The sequence below is a fragment of the Desulfuromonas svalbardensis genome (assembly GCF_055389415.1).
In genome coordinates, this window is the sequence record NZ_AP042416.1 from 2,451,549 (window position 1) to 2,467,394 (window position 15,846).

General features: G+C 43.0%; 14 protein-coding genes. 3 read left to right on the forward strand and 11 right to left on the reverse strand.

All coding sequences use genetic code 11. The features are described from left to right. Nucleotides 1-24 precede the first annotated feature (24 nt). Nucleotides 25-453, forward strand: a complete 429-nt coding sequence (locus ACZ5KY_RS10980) for a bacteriohemerythrin (protein ID WP_464243941.1) — start codon at nucleotides 25-27, stop codon at nucleotides 451-453. Nucleotides 454-479: 26 nt separating this feature from the next. Here the strand turns inward: ACZ5KY_RS10980 and ACZ5KY_RS10985 are convergent, their stop codons facing one another. From ACZ5KY_RS10985 to pyrR, 10 genes are all read right to left on the reverse strand, one after another. Then, complete coding sequence (locus tag ACZ5KY_RS10985; protein WP_464243942.1) at nucleotides 480-2,024, reverse strand: sensor domain-containing diguanylate cyclase; 1,545 nt, start codon at nucleotides 2,022-2,024, stop codon at nucleotides 480-482. Nucleotides 2,025-2,188: 164 nt separating this feature from the next. Continuing rightward, nucleotides 2,189-3,424, reverse strand: coding sequence for an allantoate amidohydrolase (locus ACZ5KY_RS10990; RefSeq protein WP_464243943.1), 1,236 nt, complete (start codon nucleotides 3,422-3,424; stop codon nucleotides 2,189-2,191). Between the two features lie 20 nt (nucleotides 3,425-3,444). Beyond that, entirely contained in the window at nucleotides 3,445-5,565 is a 2,121-nt protein-coding gene (recG, locus tag ACZ5KY_RS10995; RefSeq protein ID WP_464243944.1) for an ATP-dependent DNA helicase RecG, read from the reverse strand. A gap of 21 nt (nucleotides 5,566-5,586) precedes the next feature. Next, the gene (locus ACZ5KY_RS11000; RefSeq protein ID WP_464243945.1) at nucleotides 5,587-5,790 is read right to left on the reverse strand and encodes a DUF1858 domain-containing protein; all 204 of its coding nucleotides are present in this window, start codon (nucleotides 5,788-5,790) and stop codon (nucleotides 5,587-5,589) included. Nucleotides 5,791-5,803: 13 nt separating this feature from the next. Further along, nucleotides 5,804-6,280 (reverse strand): transcription elongation factor GreA, encoded by a 477-nt coding sequence (gene greA, locus ACZ5KY_RS11005; protein WP_464243946.1) that lies wholly within the window; start codon nucleotides 6,278-6,280, stop codon nucleotides 5,804-5,806. A 93-nt stretch (nucleotides 6,281-6,373) separates the two neighbouring features. Beyond that, nucleotides 6,374-9,625 (reverse strand): carbamoyl-phosphate synthase large subunit, encoded by a 3,252-nt coding sequence (carB, locus tag ACZ5KY_RS11010; RefSeq protein WP_464243947.1) that lies wholly within the window; start codon nucleotides 9,623-9,625, stop codon nucleotides 6,374-6,376. A gap of 10 nt (nucleotides 9,626-9,635) precedes the next feature. Beyond that, nucleotides 9,636-10,766, reverse strand: coding sequence for a glutamine-hydrolyzing carbamoyl-phosphate synthase small subunit (carA, locus tag ACZ5KY_RS11015; protein WP_464243948.1), 1,131 nt, complete (start codon nucleotides 10,764-10,766; stop codon nucleotides 9,636-9,638). Nucleotides 10,767-10,823: 57 nt separating this feature from the next. Further along, complete coding sequence (locus tag ACZ5KY_RS11020; protein ID WP_464243949.1) at nucleotides 10,824-12,101, reverse strand: dihydroorotase; 1,278 nt, start codon at nucleotides 12,099-12,101, stop codon at nucleotides 10,824-10,826. A gap of 60 nt (nucleotides 12,102-12,161) precedes the next feature. Next, a complete protein-coding gene (locus tag ACZ5KY_RS11025; protein ID WP_464243950.1) occupies nucleotides 12,162-13,094 on the reverse strand; it encodes an aspartate carbamoyltransferase catalytic subunit in 933 nt (310 codons plus the stop codon). 63 nt (nucleotides 13,095-13,157) lie between these two features. Beyond that, nucleotides 13,158-13,694, reverse strand: a complete 537-nt coding sequence (gene pyrR, locus ACZ5KY_RS11030; protein WP_464243951.1) for a bifunctional pyr operon transcriptional regulator/uracil phosphoribosyltransferase PyrR — start codon at nucleotides 13,692-13,694, stop codon at nucleotides 13,158-13,160. 299 nt (nucleotides 13,695-13,993) lie between these two features. On the opposite strand from pyrR, the gene ACZ5KY_RS11035 reads away from it, so the two are divergent. Further along, nucleotides 13,994-14,551, forward strand: a complete 558-nt coding sequence (locus tag ACZ5KY_RS11035; RefSeq protein ID WP_464243952.1) for a hypothetical protein — start codon at nucleotides 13,994-13,996, stop codon at nucleotides 14,549-14,551. Then, the gene (locus ACZ5KY_RS11040; protein WP_464243953.1) at nucleotides 14,538-15,002 is read left to right on the forward strand and encodes a type IV pilin protein; all 465 of its coding nucleotides are present in this window, start codon (nucleotides 14,538-14,540) and stop codon (nucleotides 15,000-15,002) included. Before ACZ5KY_RS11035 ends, ACZ5KY_RS11040 begins: the two co-directional genes overlap by 14 nt. A gap of 8 nt (nucleotides 15,003-15,010) precedes the next feature. Here ACZ5KY_RS11040 and mutM read toward each other — a convergent pair whose 3' ends face one another. Next, nucleotides 15,011-15,835: a bifunctional DNA-formamidopyrimidine glycosylase/DNA-(apurinic or apyrimidinic site) lyase gene (gene mutM, locus ACZ5KY_RS11045; RefSeq protein WP_464243954.1), complete on the reverse strand. Its 825-nt coding sequence runs from the start codon at nucleotides 15,833-15,835 to the stop codon at nucleotides 15,011-15,013. Between the last annotated feature and the right edge of the window lie 11 nt (nucleotides 15,836-15,846).

Genomic DNA, 15,846 nt, shown 5'->3' on the forward strand with positions numbered 1-15,846 from the left:
GTAACGAAAAACGAAGGAGGATTGATGGCTGTCATTGAATGGAAGAAATGTTATGAGGTGGGTATTGCCACTTTTGATGATGAACATCATGCATTGGTTGGGGTGATTAATGATCTCTATTCGGCATTACGGGAGAAAAGAGGTGATGATGCCATAAATGAGCTGTTGGCTATCCTTGTTGAGTACACAAAAAAACATTTTGAGCACGAACAATTATATATGGATAAATACAAGTATCCTGAAATTGTAGAGCATAAACAGGCCCATATTCTACTCAAAAATCGAATCATTGATTTTCAACAACAGGTAAGTTCTGGAAAAACAGGGCTGTCGCCAGAGCTGATGAGTTTTTTACGTGAATGGTTGCTTGAACATATCGTCGAAACTGATAAAAAGTTTTGTGCTTTTTTACTGCAACACAGTGTCTATGATTGTGGTCCACCCAAAATCTAAGGATGGTGATATCAATGGCTTAATCGTTAGCGATTAAACCATTTCTTTTTCCCTGCATAAATACCGACACGGTTGCGACCTTTCTTTTTGGCGCTATAGAGAGCATCGTCGGCAAAGCCGATCAAATCACTCTTACTGAACTGATCTTCAGAGGGTGTCATATCGGCGACACCGAAACTGGCTGTGATGTGATACGTCTCAAGTTCGTTTTCAAAGGAATGTGAGGCAATAATACTACGGAGTTTTTCGGCGACAGTTTCTGCATCCGTTGCGTTTGTCTCAGGCAGTACCATAACAAATTCTTCGCCACCATAACGGGCGAACAGGTCGTATTCACGCAAGGTTTCGCGAGCAATATCTGAAAACTGACGCAAAATGTAATCACCAATCTGGTGACCATAAGTGTCGTTAAATTTCTTGAAATGATCAATATCAATCATAACAACACTCAAGGTATAAGTATTTCTATCGGCACGTTTAATTTCACGATCAAGAAAATTTTGAAAATATCGATGATTGTAGGCTTCGGTTAAGCCATCGACATTGGCAAGTTTTTCAAGGATTTTATTCTTCTTTTCTAACTCTACAGTCAACATCTCAAGCGCCACTGTTTTTTCAACCAGCGAGCGGTTCATTTGTTCATAACTAAGATTTAACACACTCAGTTCAGCGTTAGCTATTTGTAAGACTTCGGCAACAGACTTTTGATTTTTAATTGTCATGTCGAAAAATTTAGCGGTTTCTTCAACTTCAGTATGGACACGGTCGAGAAAATCCTCTAGCTTTTTATCTGTAATAGACAAACGACGTTTAGCTTGAAGTTTAAATCGCGACACCACTTCATCTGGTTTTTTTGCCATATAGACCGTTGATAAAATTCCAGCCAATGACACAATCTCGGTGATCTGCTTAAGTTTTGCATCTGTTGTTTTGAGCTTGTGTGGTTCATGATGAAAGCGTAAAGGTTCGATTAATGAGGTTGGGAAACCCCATTTTTTGACTACTTCACTGGCGATAAAGGTGTGATCTGTACCGAGAGCCATTTTTTCAGCACTGCAGCGATCAACATCATCCTCAAAAACGCGTTGATCGACTGTCTTATATTCAGCAGGAAAAGCGCGGGCTAAAATTAATACACCCAGGTTTTGCAGTAATCCCGCGACAAATCCTTCTTCTGAGTCTTCAGCTTCAACAGCAGTCATCAGCATGCGCGAAGCAACGGCTTCAAAAAGTGACTTTTCCCAAAATATGGCGTAATCAAAACCGTCTTTACTTTGCTGATCCGGTTTCAAGAACGAAAATGATAGTACTAAACTTCGAACTGCATTGGTTCCTAGGATGGATGAAGCTTGCTGAATGGTGCCGATTTGTTGCGGAAAACTGTAAAAGGATGAGTTGACCACTTTTAAAATTTTAGCGGAAAGAGAGATGTCCTTTGAGATTAAAGAAGCAATGTCTGAAATTGTCGTATCTTCTTCAGCTGTAATCGAAATAAGTCGTGATGCAACAGTCGATAGTGTTGGCAACTCGTCTGAATTTAATACAATCTCAAGCACTTCTTCGGGGGTCATTGTTTATCTCCTTAGTCATATCCATTTATCACGATAAATATCATATCACAACATAGCTTTACACGTATAACTTTCAGAACAAGATATATGCGAGACCCCGCACGTAATGTCGCATAATGGATATTATGTAAACTTTGAAGCGGATCTGTTTTAAATGTGAAATGTTAGCTGGTACTCGTTGCTAATTCCTTGACGATATTAAATAAAAGTTCTGTACCGTTAACAATATCAAACATGGTGCTCTTTTCGTTTGGATTGTGGCTAATGCCTTGAATACTTGGAATGAAAATTAAACCAGTTGGTACAATAGGAGCAAAATGCATGGCATCATGTCCTGCGCCGCTTGGCATAGTGAGATAGCTAAGTCCAAGTTTTGTCGCATGACATGAAAGCTTACCAGCGATCTCCTCGCTTAGCTTAACGGGAGTATCATTGCATATAGCCGTAACTGTAATTTCAAGTTGTCGTGTTTTAGCAATACTGTTTAAGCGTTGCTTCAACTCTTGAACTACCAAGTTTTTATCCTCTAGATTTGTGTCGCGAATATCAATGCTTAATTCGACCTGTCCTGGGATAACGTTCATGGCGCCAGGATGAACATTTAGCTCGCCGACGGTACCGACTGTATTTTCTCCGCCACGTGTTGTGAGTTGCTCAACAGCAAGAACTATTTCAGCTGCACCAGCTAAAGCATCACGACGCATATCCATTGGTGTATTTCCAGAATGATCGCTGCGACCGATGAGCTTCACCTTAAAGCGAGTTGGTGCAGCGATATCGGTGACAATTCCAACATTTAACTCTTTATTTTCTAGTACTGGGCCTTGTTCTATATGAAGTTCAAGGTAGGCATGGACTGATGAGGCTGTCAGTGTTGAGTTAGGCAAATCATCTAGCGATTGCCCAGCTTTAGAGAGCACTGAGTGGAGACTCTCGCCGTTATTGTCAATCAGTTTTGTTAAGTCTGATTGTTTAATTTTACCTGTGATCGCTTTACTGCCAATGGTCGCCATACCAAAGCGGCTCGACTCTTCAGCTGCAAAATTTATGATCTCTATAGGGCGTTGCGTTTCTATCTCTAAATCATTGAGGGATGAAATCACCTCAAGGGCAGCAAGAATGCCAACAACACCGTCGTAGTGGCCACCATCTGGTACGGTATCAAGATGGGAACCGATCATCACTGGAGACAAGCTAGGGTCTAAACCAGCTCTTCGTCCACGAATGTTACCAATCGGGTCAATGCTGACTTGCAAACGGGCACTACGCATAGCTTCAATGAGAAAGTTTCTCGCATCCATATCTTCTCTACTGAATGCTAGACGTGTTACGCCACCATTTTTCTGGATTCCAAATTGTGCAATAGAGCAAAAATTTTCTTGAAAACGATCACTATTCACATTTGCCTCAATTTTTATGTTTAGCCGACACTGGCAAGCTCAAGTCGTTTGCCCCAGCGTTGCGTTAATGTTTGTCGCATCAGAACATATTCTGTTTTATCTAAAAAACTTGGTTGTTCAACAAGTTGAAATGCATCGTTTCGAGCCAGTTCGAGCAACTGAGCATCGCGCAGCAAGTTGCCGACACGGAAATCGGTTAAACCTGCCTGCTTGGTACCAAGAAACTCTCCAGGTCCCCGTTGTTGCAGGTCGGCTTCAGCGATATGAAAACCGTCATTGCTTTGCTGCATCACGTCAAGACGTTGTCGCCCTTCTTGGCTGCAATGCGCTGAACGGATAAGAATACAGTAGCTTTGAGCGGTGCCGCGGCCTACCCGTCCTCTCAATTGGTGGAGTTGCGCTAAACCAAACCGTTCAGCATGCTCGATGACCATCAGTGAAGCGTTGGGAACGTCAATACCCACCTCAATAACCGTTGTCGCAACAAGCAGATCAATTTGATGCTGCTTGTACTGTTGCATGATCCGCTCTTTATCCTGCGCAGGGAGACGGCCGTGAAGTAATGCGAGTCGGTAGTGACCACCGAGCTCATGTTGAAGCAGCTCAAGGGCTTCGGTCGCAGCTTTAAGGTCTAGTTTCTCACTCTCTTCAACTAAAGGATAGACAAAATAGGCTTGCTGTCCCATGTCGAGCTGCTTACGGACAAAGTCAATAATAGCGAGTCTTTTACTGTCACTGGTAACACGAGTCTTAATTGGAGAACGTCCGGGGGGCAGTTCATCAATGACCGATAGCGATAAATCACCATAAAGTGTCATAGATAGGGTTCGAGGGATCGGTGTGGCGGTCATCACCAACACATCAGGATGATCTCCCTTTTTGCGTAATTCATTTCGTTGTTGCACGCCAAATCGATGTTGCTCATCAATGATAGCTAATCCAAGGTTGTGAAACAAAACACTCGGTTGCAATAGCGCATGAGTACCAACAATTAGATTTAGATCCCCACTTTCAAGTTCATTGAGGATCTGTTGCCGGTCAACTTTAGTGGTTGAACCTGTCAGTAGCGCAACCTTTAGGCCGAGCGAATTCATCCACGTTTCAAATTGATTAAAGTGTTGTTCGGCTAAAATTTCTGTTGGTGCGACAACAGCTGCTTGAGTTTCGTTCTCAATAGCGATAAGACACGACAACAAGGCAACAATTGTTTTGCCGCTGCCAACATCCCCCTGAATAAGTCTATTCATCGGATGCGGTGCCATCATGTCGAGCTTAATTTCGCCCAGTACCCGACGTTGGGCCGCCGTCAAACGAAAGGGTAGCATAGTTACAAGAGGCTTGGTGTATCGGTGTGAAACTGAAAAAGCTTTACCTTGCTGAAGCTGTGTCCCTTTTTGTCGTAGCGCTAACCCGAGTTGTAGGTAGAAAAATTCATCATAGACAAGTGTTTTTCGGGCAATGCTTTGCCCTGATTGTAATTGATGAAAATCACTTTGTTGCGGTGGACAGTGAATCTGAAGTAGCGCATCAGCAATTGAGAGCAATTGGTGTTTTTGGATCAATTCAAGTGGGATGTGTGTGGTTACATATTCGGCGTAACGCGAGACTGCTTCTTGACAGAATTTGCGCATCTGTTTCTGACTCAACCCTTCAGTTAAGGGGTAGACAGGTAAAATACGACACTGACTGCTCGGGAGATCACCACCTGCATAAAATTCAACTTCAGGATGAAGGACTTCGCGATGAGAGGAAAAAAACTTTACCTCCCCTACGACTATAATATTTGCCCCATGCTGGTAGCGACGTTTCATCCAATCACGTCGATAATGGAACCACTTAAGAAGGATTTGACCACTGTCATCTTCTACAAGAACTTCAAAAACTCTTTTTTTACCTCGGCCAACTTGAACTTCATCGGCACTGCGAATGATCCCCTTAAACACAGAAACTTCATTCACGGGAAGTTTGGCAATGATTTTAATTTCACGTCGGTCTTCGTAACGATGAGGCAAGAAATACAGGAGGTCTTCAATGGTGTATAAATTGAGGCGAGTTAGCTTTTGTGTGAGACTTGGACCAACCCCTTTAAGCGTACTTAAAGGGGCTTGTAGTTTGACGCTATGTGATTGCAGATTTGTCATCCGTTTTGTCAGATTGCGAGGTTATTTTTCATGGTTTATCAATAAGGCGTTAAGTTTTTCGAGTAAGTCATTAACATCTAAACCATGATTGATCGCACCCTGTTGAACTGATTCATGGCGAGCACCTGAGCAGGTTGAGCAGGACAAACCAAATTCTGCCAGAACGTGAACAGAATTGGGGTGCATCTTCAAAACTTCAGTCATCTTGGTGTTTTTTTCAATCATAACCAATTAAACCTTAAATATATTTGAGGTCTAAAACTTCATAAATTTTTATCCCAGAAGGAACATTGATCCGCACTTCATCATCAAAGGTGTGACCAATAAGCGCTTTTCCTACTGGAGAAGTGACTGAGATTTTCCCTTTTTTAATGTCAGCTTCGTCCTCACCAACAATTTGATAGACCACTTCATCTTCTTGATCGATATCAAATAATGTTACTGTTGCACCAAAGACAATTTTATCAGATACCATGGTCTTTGGGTCAATGACTTCAGCTCGAGCTATTTTATCATTAAGATAGAGAATTCTACCTTCAATGTGGCCTTGTCGGTCTTTTGCCGCATCATATTCTGCGTTTTCCGAGAGATCACCATGAGCGCGTGCTTCTGCAATATCTTGAACAACCTTCGGACGCTCCACGCGAACTTTTGTTTTCAATTCCTCTTGTAGGCGCTGATAACATTCGGGTGTCATAGGGACAGATTGAGACATTGATTTTCCTTTTCAAAAAAAGAAAAGTTGCGGGTAGAGTTACTACCCGCAACGGTTGAAGTTTTTATTAGACTGTGCTTACTGTTTTAGAGTTTAGAAATCATACTCTTGTAGAGCGACGGGGTCAAGGTTTTCTCGTTGCATTGCCATGATACCGTCTACTGCGGCATCCATTCCCGTTGCTGTCGTGAAATAGGCAACGCTATGCATCAATGCCGAACGACGAATAGAAAATGAATCCGCAATGGATAACGGACCAAATGTTGTATTGAAAACCATTGCGACATCACCATTCTTAATGGCATCAACACAGTGAGGCCGCCCCTCTTTGACCTTGTTGACTTGTTCAACGGCAATACCATGTTGCTGAAGGGTTGCGGCGGTTCCGCTGGTTGCAATAATAGTAAAGCCAGCATCAACAAGTTTTTGGGCAATGAGAACAGCACGAGGCTTATCGCTCTCTTTAACACTGATGAAAACTTTACCTGCCAAGGGTAGAATCACACCAGCGCCAAGTTGGGCTTTAGCAAAAGCCTTACCAAAGTCCATGTCGAGACCCATAACTTCACCCGTGGATTTCATCTCAGGCCCAAGAAGGGTATCAACGCCAGGGAATTTAGCGAAAGGGAATACCGATTCCTTAACCGCAACATGCTTTGGTACCACATCACCCTCAATACCGAGCTCTTTAAGTGTCTTACCACCCATGAGTCGCGCGGCAATTTTCGCCAGAGGACGTCCCGTTGCTTTGGACACAAACGGTGAGGTACGACTCGCACGAGGATTGACTTCAATGAGGAAAACCTCCCCTTCTTTCACGGCAAATTGAATATTCATTAAGCCGATAACGCCTAACTCAAGTGCTAAAGCGATCGTTTGTCGCCTCACCTCTACTACAAGTTCATCGGATAAAGAATATGGGGGCAATGAGCATGCTGAATCACCAGAGTGAATTCCCGCTTCTTCGATGTGCTGCATAATACCACCAATGACGACATCTGTTCCATCACATAGGGCATCTACATCCATCTCAATCGCATTGTCGAGAAACTTGTCGATGAGTATTGGATGCTCAGGGGACGCTTTAACCGCAAATTTCATATAGTTGCGTAATTGTTCGATCCCATAAACGATTTCCATAGCACGACCACCTAAAACATAGGAAGGACGTACTACAACTGGGTAGCCAATTCTTTCAGCAATAATTTCTGCTTCCTCAAAAGAACGTGCTAAGCCATTTTCTGGTTGTTTAAGATCTAATTTGTTAAGCAATTCCTTAAATCGCTCACGATCCTCAGCACGGTCAATGGCATCAGGGCACGTACCAATAATAGGGACTCCAGCTTCTTCAAGGGCAACGGCAAGCTTAAGAGGTGTTTGTCCACCAAATTGTACAATTACACCGACTGGTTTTTCAACTTCAACAATTTCCAACACATCTTCAAATGTCAGTGGTTCAAAATAAAGGCGATCTGAGGTGTCATAATCGGTTGATACCGTTTCGGGATTACAGTTAACCATGATGGTTTCATAGCCGTCTTCGCTGAGGGCAAAAGCACCATGTACACAGCAATAATCAAACTCAATCCCTTGACCAATACGGTTTGGTCCGCCGCCAAGAATCATAATTTTTTTCTTGTCGGTTGGATCTGCTTCACACTCTTCTTCGTAGGTTGAATACATGTACGGAGTGAATGCTTCAAACTCTGCCGCGCAGGTGTCGACACGTTTGTAAACAGGTCGAATATCGTTATTGTGGCGCAATGCGCGGACATCGCTCGCACAACATTCGAGAAGAACAGCTAAGCGGCGGTCAGAGAAACCCATCTTCTTAGCAGAAAGTAAAAGCTCAAGTCCTGCTTCTGAGGCAGAAAGAACGTCCTCTTTAGCGGCGTAGAGCTCAAACTCTTTATTGATGATCTGCTGGATGTTAAATACAAACCAGGGATCAAATCCACTGATTTTGTAAATTTCTTCAATAGGCATCCCAATACGCAATGCATCGCCAAGGTACCAAACGCGGTCCGAGTTAGGAACGCGCAATTTTTCGCGAATTTCTTCTATTTCGAGTTCACTAAGGGGACGCTTGTAATCACTTGGGCCGTCAAAAAGACGACTTTCGAAGCCATCCGAGTCGATCTCCATGGAGCGCAGAGCTTTTTGAAAACTCTCTTTGAACGTACGACCAATTGCCATCGCTTCACCGACTGATTTCATCTGGGTAGTCAGAGTTGGGTCAGTGCTCGGGAATTTTTCGAAAGTGAATCGAGGAATCTTAGTAACAACATAGTCAATTGAAGGCTCAAATGCTGCGTAGGTTTCACGAGTAATATCGTTCTTGATTTCATCAAGAGTGTAACCAATGGACAGTTTCGCAGCAATTTTCGCAATGGGGAAACCCGTTGCTTTTGACGCCAAAGCTGAAGAACGAGAAACGCGTGGATTCATCTCAATAACAACGAGTCGACCATCCTTGGGGTTGATACCAAACTGGATGTTTGACCCCCCTGTTTCAACGCCGATCTCACGAATAATCTTAAGAGAAACATCGCGAAGAATTTGGTACTCTTTATCTGTAAGCGTTTGCGCTGGTGCAACAGTGATGGAATCACCCGTATGAACGCCCATCGCATCAAAGTTTTCAATAGAACAAATAATGACCACGTTATCAGCAAGATCGCGCATCACCTCAAGCTCATACTCTTTCCAGCCAATGATTGATTCCTCAATAAGAATCTCATCAGTTGGTGAAGCATCAATGCCTGTTACCGCCATTTTTTCGAATTCTTCGCGATTGTAAGCGATGCCGCCACCCGTGCCACCAAGGGTAAATGAAGGGCGAATTATTGCGGGGTAACCGATATCTTCAACGACGACCATCGCTTCTTCATAGTTGTGTGCTAAACCTGAGCGAGGTACGTCAACACCAATGTTGGCCATGGCTTGTTTAAAAAGCGTACGATCTTCTGCTTTTTCAATAGCGGGCAACTTAGCACCAATAAGTTCGACACCATATTTCTCAAGGGTACCGTCTTTGGCCACAGCTACCGCAACATTGAGTGCTGTTTGGCCACCAAGGGTTGGCAAGACAGCATCTGGCCGCTCTTTTTCGATAATCTTAGTAAGAACCGCAGGTGTGACTGGTTCAATATAGGTCCTGTCGGCAAAGTCAGGATCGGTCATGATTGTTGCAGGATTTGAGTTAAGTAAAACAACCTCATATCCTTCATCCTTAAGAGCTTTACAAGCTTGGGTTCCTGAGTAGTCAAACTCACATGCTTGACCGATAACAATTGGACCTGCTCCAATAATTAATATCTTTTTTATATCTGTACGTTTAGGCATTTAGGTTTCCTTAGTTCACGTTTTTCTTGAAGTTATCCATCATCTCTATAAAGCGACCAAATAGATAATGTGCATCATGTGGCCCAGGTGAAGCTTCAGGATGATATTGCACAGAAAATGCTGCAGATGCACTATGGCTAATACCCTCGACAGTGTCATCATTTAAGTTGACATGAGTAACATTCACATCCGCACCAAGGGTGCTTGCATCCACGGCAAAGCCATGATTTTGTGATGTGATTTCAATTTTTTTGTTGCACAGTTGCTGCACCGGTTGGTTGCCACCACGATGACCAAACTTCAATTTATACGTTTTACCACCCAGAGCAATGGATAGAAGTTGATGGCCTAAGCAGATACCAAACAGCGGAACCTTGCCGAGAAGTTGGCGAATATTCTCTTGAGCATACTCAATTGGTTCGGGATCACCGGGACCATTACTTAAAAAGACTCCATCTGGATTCATTTTAAGAACTTCATCTGCTGGCATGGTTGCGGGAACAACCGTGACCTCACAGTTTGCAGCAACAAGGTTACGTAAGATATTACGCTTAATACCAAAATCGTAAGCAACAACCTTATATTGTGGCGTAGCAGAATTAGATTGATACCCCTCTTTTAGGTCCCAAAGAGATTCTGTCCAACTGTAGGCTTTATCAGTTGTTACCTCTTTGACAAGGTCGCGACCGACAATAGTAGGAGCTTGTTTTGCTTTAGCAACCAAACTGTCAACATCAAGGTCAGTTGAGGAGATAACTCCTGTTTGAGCACCATGATCTCGAATATGCTTGACTAAGGCACGAGTATCAATGCCTTGAATTCCAACAATGTTGTTGATTTTCAAATACTCGTTAAGCGTCATTTCTGAGCGCCAGTTACTGGGGTACTCACTGCACTCTTTTACCACTAGTCCTGAAAGGTGAGGACGCTCGGACTCCACATCTTCGGAATTGATCCCGCAGTTACCGATAAGGGGATAGGTCATGGTAACGATCTCACCACAATAGGATGGATCGGTAAGAATCTCTTGATATCCGCTTAAACTGGTGTTGAAAACGACCTCACCGAAGGTTTCACCTTCAGATCCAATATGTTGGCCGTGAAAAACTCTGCCATCTGCTAGAGCCAGAATTGCTTTCATGCTCTGGTGTACTCCTATTCGTGTTGAATGTTCGTGTTGTTATGAACTATTAGTGTATTAATTACGTTCGAAAGTTGTTTTTCCATCTCTCAATGTTAGCATCGCCGCCCCTATCATTTCACAACCCTGAAATGGTGTATTGTGGGCTTTAGAGTGCAACGTCTTTGTATCAACCGTCCACTGCAAGTCGGGGTCAATAATGGCAATGTCGGCAGGAGCCCCCACCTTCAGTGTTCCACGCGGGAGATTGAGTACCTGTGCCGGTTTAGCTGTGAGGCAATGAATCGCTTCACTGAGTGTCAGCACGCCCTCTTCAACCAGTCGCAATGTTAATGGAAGTGCTGTTTCCAGACCAACCAAGCCGTTTGCTGCAACGTTAAACTCTACATTCTTATCGTCGATATGATGTGGCGCGTGATCAGTCGCTATCGCGTCAATGGTTCCATCTGCCAAACCTTCTTTCATGGCCGCTCTGTCATCAGAGGTGCGTAAAGGTGGTCCCATCTTTGCGTTAACATCATAGCCTCGAACGGCTTCTTCAGTGAGTGTGAAGTGGTGTGGAGTGACCTCACAGGTAACGCGAACCCCTTTTTTCTTTGCTTCACGGATCAGTTCAACGGCACGACGTGTTGAGATGTGGCAAACATGTAACCGTGCACCGGTTAGTTCAGCTAACATCAGGTCACGTGAGATTGTAACCGCTTCAGCAACCCACGTATTCCCAACCAGACCTAGTTCGGTTGACACACGGCCCTCATTCATGACTCCGCCCGCTTTAATCGCTTCATCTTCAGCGTGAGCAATGATAGGCATGTCGAATCCGCTCGCATACTCCATTGCCCGTCGTACAACTTCACCGCAATCAACATTGAGTCCATCATCAGAAAAACCAACGCAACCCGCTTGCTTTAAATCACCCATCTCGACGAGTGATTTACCCTTTTGCGATTTAGTAATGGTGCAAATAGGGTAGACGTTAGCACTACCCTCGGTAATCCCTTTGTTGATCATGTAGGCGGTGAGAGCCTTGTTGTCATTGACAGGATTTGTGTTTGGCATGCATGCCAGCGAGGTGAAACCACCCGCAGCTGCAGAACGTGTGCCAGTAACAATATCTTCTTTATATTCATAGCCTGGATCACGCAAATGCACATGGATATCAATCAATCCAGGCGTCACCAACAAGCCATCGGCATCAATAACTTCATCCATACCAAGTGGGTCAATATTGTTGTCGAGTTGCGCAATGCAGCCCTCTTCAATCAAGATATCTAAATTAGAATCAATCTTTTGTGATGGATCGATTACGCGACCATTTTTGATTAATATTTTCATGTCAAACCTCTTTACGTGTGAATAGCACTAACTCGAATAAATTATTACTTCGCAGACGCTTTATTCTTCTGATCCGCCGGCTAACAAGTATAAAAGTGCCATTCTGATTGCGACACCGTTCTCAACCTGGTCAAGAATAACATTTTGATTGCCGTCAGCAACATATGATGAGATTTCAACGCCACGGTTAAGAGGTCCAGGATGCATGACAATAGCATCTGACTTGGCCAACTTGATATTCTCAGTATTAAGCGCAAAGAACTGTGCATACTCACGCAGGGTCGGCATAAGGGTATTACCACCTTCTCGTTCCATTTGAATGCGAAGCATAATCACCACATCAGCATCTTTAATGGCTTTATTGATGTCGGTGTACACTTCTGCGCCCATCTCTTCGAGCCCTGGAGGTAGCATGGTTGCGGGACCCGCTAATCGAACAGTAGCTCCCATTGTTTTAAGTGCGTAAAGGTCAGAACGTGCCACACGACTACGAGCAATATCACCAATGATGGCAACGGTTAATCCGTCAATTTCACCTTTGTGCTCCTTGATGGTCATAAGATCAAGCAAGGCTTGACTTGGATGTTCGTGAAAACCGTCACCAGCATTAATAACTGAACACTTCGTTAGACGTTTAGCTAAATAATCCGGAGCACCTGAACAGGAGTGACGCATAACAATGACATCCGCATTCATCGCTTCAATGTTTTTAGCAGTATCTTCAAGGGTCTCCCCTTTTGTTACCGAGGACCCTGACGCTGAAATATTGATGGTGTCAGCAGACATCCGTTTGCCGGCCAACTCAAATGAAGTACGAGTTCGTGTGCTATTTTCATAGAACAGATTGACAATTGTCTTACCACGAAGGGTCGGTACTTTTTTAATTTCGCGTTGATTGACCTCTTTAAAGCTTTCTGCCGTTTTGAGGATCAGTTCAATATCCTCTTTTGATAACTGCTGGGTGCCGATGATGTGCTTATGTGCAAATGTCATGTCCTGTCCCCTTTTTGATCACTGTATTGCATATGTTGTGTGTGCGTCTTTACGACACAAACCTTATGGTTTGACTAAACGAACTTTTGTTGGGTACTGAGTATCATCAAAAACCACTTCGATCTTCTCTTCCCGTGATGATGGAACATTGCGGCCAACAAAGTCTGGCCGAATAGGAAGCTCGCGGTGACCACGATCAATCAATACGGCTAGTTGAATACTGCTGGGGCGTCCAATATCCATCAGTGCATCCATTGCGGCACGTATCGTTCGGCCAGTATAGATAACTTCGTCAACGAGAATGACATGACAATTATCGAGCGCAAAAGGGATATCGGTTTTACCAATGGGCCGAACAACTCCGTTGGATATATCGTCACGGTACATCGTGACATCCACAGCTCCCTGCTTAATCTCAATGCCTTCAATCTCAAAAATACGCTGGCGTAACATTTGAGCCAAATGGTCACCGCCAGAACGAATACCGATCAGCACCAAATTCGTACAACCATTGTTTTTTTCAAGAATCTCATGAGCAATTCGCGTTATCGCACGTATTATTGCATTTGAATCGAGGAGGATGGTTTCAAGAGAACTCATTATAGACTCCTTGTGGGGTTGTCAAAGGGACACGGCGTTTAAACAAAAAAATACCTTTCCACCTATAGGGTATAGGCAAAAAGGTACTTGAGTAGATGTTTTGAGTGGTACGTTTATTTACAATCACAACTATAACCTTTGCAAACCTCTCGGATTCACTTAAAAGGGTGAAAATTTTAGTAACAATAACGAAATAGACGACTTAAAGTCAAGAAAAAGTCTCGTTAAAAGTAATTTATTGACGAGACCGATAGATATACTATTATTAAAATAATCATTAACTTTTGCGAAGGTTACTCATGGATTTGGAAAAAGAAAAATATCTAGAGTGTGAAGAGTGTGGGAGTTCAATTCTCGAACAATGTGTCATTGAAGAAGGAGGTAAACTTCTTTGTGGTGACTGTGTTGTACGGACAACTAAAAGAGAGGTCATAATCGCGGAGAAAATTTCAAAAAAACGACGTGATGAAGAATATGAAATAGAACGAAATAAAATAATAGCCAAAAAGAAGAAAAATGGTGTTTTGATTTTAATTGTTGCGATCATCATTTTCATTTTCACCCAATGGCTTATGAGCATTAACCAGCCAGAACCTATTCAAAGTATCGTTGTCGATTATTCAAAAGATCTCTATGCGGCCAAAGCATTAATTACAATTGGTATCTACAAATATGCGGCAGAAATGGAGCGGCTCCCCTTAACCTTAAATGAAATATCACCCCAATATGTACCAAAAGGGCTAGATAAGGCATTTAAAACATTTAAGTATGTGAAGCAAAGCAATGAATCTTACGAGTTAGAGATCATTGGTCCCACACCACTTAATCAAGTTGGAGCAAATGATGATGAACAATAACGATGGTTATACCTTGATCGAACTTCTAACTGTCGTGACAATAATTGGAATTCTCGCAGCAATTGCTATACCTAACTATAGAGGATATAGAGATAAGGCAAAGAAAGTTACTGTTATCAGTACATTACGACAGATACGTTTAGCGCAAGAGGTTTACTGGACGGACTATCAGCACTATTTCCCTTTGAACTCAACCATTTCAGACACCTCTAAAATCACTGTTCCTGGTCTTGATATGGATATTCCAATATCTTTAAATCAAGAATGGAGCATCTCATCCAATGGTGGTGAATCTGATCCCATAAAACATTATACAGTAACTGTTGAAACACATATGGATGCTGATCAGGATGGTGTTTTAGATACATATACATACTCAAGAACAGTTGATAATTCTGGGGGCATTATATCAGAGACAAATATTTACCCATTGCGGCCAGATGCGATATAAAAAGCCACTTATTTTAATTGCTGACAATCGGGGCAATAAAAAGTGGATCTTTGCCCGATCTTCTTATTTACAATCACTGTTTCACACGTCAAACAAGGCTGCCCTTCCCTACCATAGACAAATAATTGTTGCTGAAAATAGCCTGGTGCTCCGTGTCCATTGACAAAGTCTTGCAGCGTTGTCCCTCCCGCCTTAATCGCCCTCAACAAAACCTCTTTGACAATTCGCACCAATGCCTCATACGCTTCAAGCGATAATTCACCAACTTTTTGCTGTGGATGAATTTTAGCTTGGAACAAAGCCTCATTGGCATAAATATTACCAACTCCGACCACAACATGATTATCCATTAAAAACGTTTTGATAGCGCGGCGTTTATTTCTAGTGAGGTCATAAATATAGCGGCTATTAAAATCAGTTGTTAAAGGTTCAGGGCCAAGGGCGTTGAGGAGACGATGGGAGTGTGGATTTTGACCCGGATGCCATAGTATAAGCCCAAATCTGCGCGGATCGTGAAAACGGAGACAACCACCATTCTCAAATAAAAAATCTACATGATCATGTTTTTCAGGTGGTTCATTTTGCTTGAGCCAGCGTAACGTTCCTGACATGCCAAGATGAATAAGGACCGTACCACTCTCGATGGTTAACAATAAATATTTTGCTCGTCGCTCAAAGTGAATAATTTTATGTTGAGCGAGAAGTTCGGGGAGTTGGCTAGGGACAGGGTAGCGTAACTTACCCTGATAAATATGAACAGACAGGACAGTTTGCCCAACAAGAAGATCTTGCAATCCCCTTTTTACTGTTTCTACTTCCGGTAGTTCAGGCATCTCTAGACATC

Excerpts from the sequence above, each read along its gene's own strand:
- pyrR (WP_464243951.1), bottom strand. The coding sequence starts at position 13,694 with ATGAGTTCTCTTGAAACCATCCTCCTCGATTCAAATGCAATAATACGT.
- ACZ5KY_RS11040 (WP_464243953.1), top strand. The coding sequence starts at position 14,538 with ATGATGAACAATAACGATGGTTATACCTTGATCGAACTTCTAACTGTC.
- ACZ5KY_RS11020 (WP_464243949.1), bottom strand. The coding sequence starts at position 12,101 with ATGAAAATATTAATCAAAAATGGTCGCGTAATCGATCCATCACAAAAG.
- mutM (WP_464243954.1), bottom strand. The coding sequence starts at position 15,835 with ATGCCTGAACTACCGGAAGTAGAAACAGTAAAAAGGGGATTGCAAGAT.
- ACZ5KY_RS10980 (WP_464243941.1), top strand. The coding sequence starts at position 25 with ATGGCTGTCATTGAATGGAAGAAATGTTATGAGGTGGGTATTGCCACT.
- carA (WP_464243948.1), bottom strand. The coding sequence starts at position 10,766 with ATGAAAGCAATTCTGGCTCTAGCAGATGGCAGAGTTTTTCACGGCCAA.
- recG (WP_464243944.1), bottom strand. The coding sequence starts at position 5,565 with ATGACAAATCTGCAATCACATAGCGTCAAACTACAAGCCCCTTTAAGT.
- ACZ5KY_RS11000 (WP_464243945.1), bottom strand. The coding sequence starts at position 5,790 with ATGATTGAAAAAAACACCAAGATGACTGAAGTTTTGAAGATGCACCCC.
- carB (WP_464243947.1), bottom strand. The coding sequence starts at position 9,625 with ATGCCTAAACGTACAGATATAAAAAAGATATTAATTATTGGAGCAGGT.
- ACZ5KY_RS11025 (WP_464243950.1), bottom strand. The coding sequence starts at position 13,094 with ATGACATTTGCACATAAGCACATCATCGGCACCCAGCAGTTATCAAAA.
- ACZ5KY_RS11035 (WP_464243952.1), top strand. The coding sequence starts at position 13,994 with ATGGATTTGGAAAAAGAAAAATATCTAGAGTGTGAAGAGTGTGGGAGT.
- greA (WP_464243946.1), bottom strand. The coding sequence starts at position 6,280 with ATGTCTCAATCTGTCCCTATGACACCCGAATGTTATCAGCGCCTACAA.
- ACZ5KY_RS10985 (WP_464243942.1), bottom strand. The coding sequence starts at position 2,024 with ATGACCCCCGAAGAAGTGCTTGAGATTGTATTAAATTCAGACGAGTTG.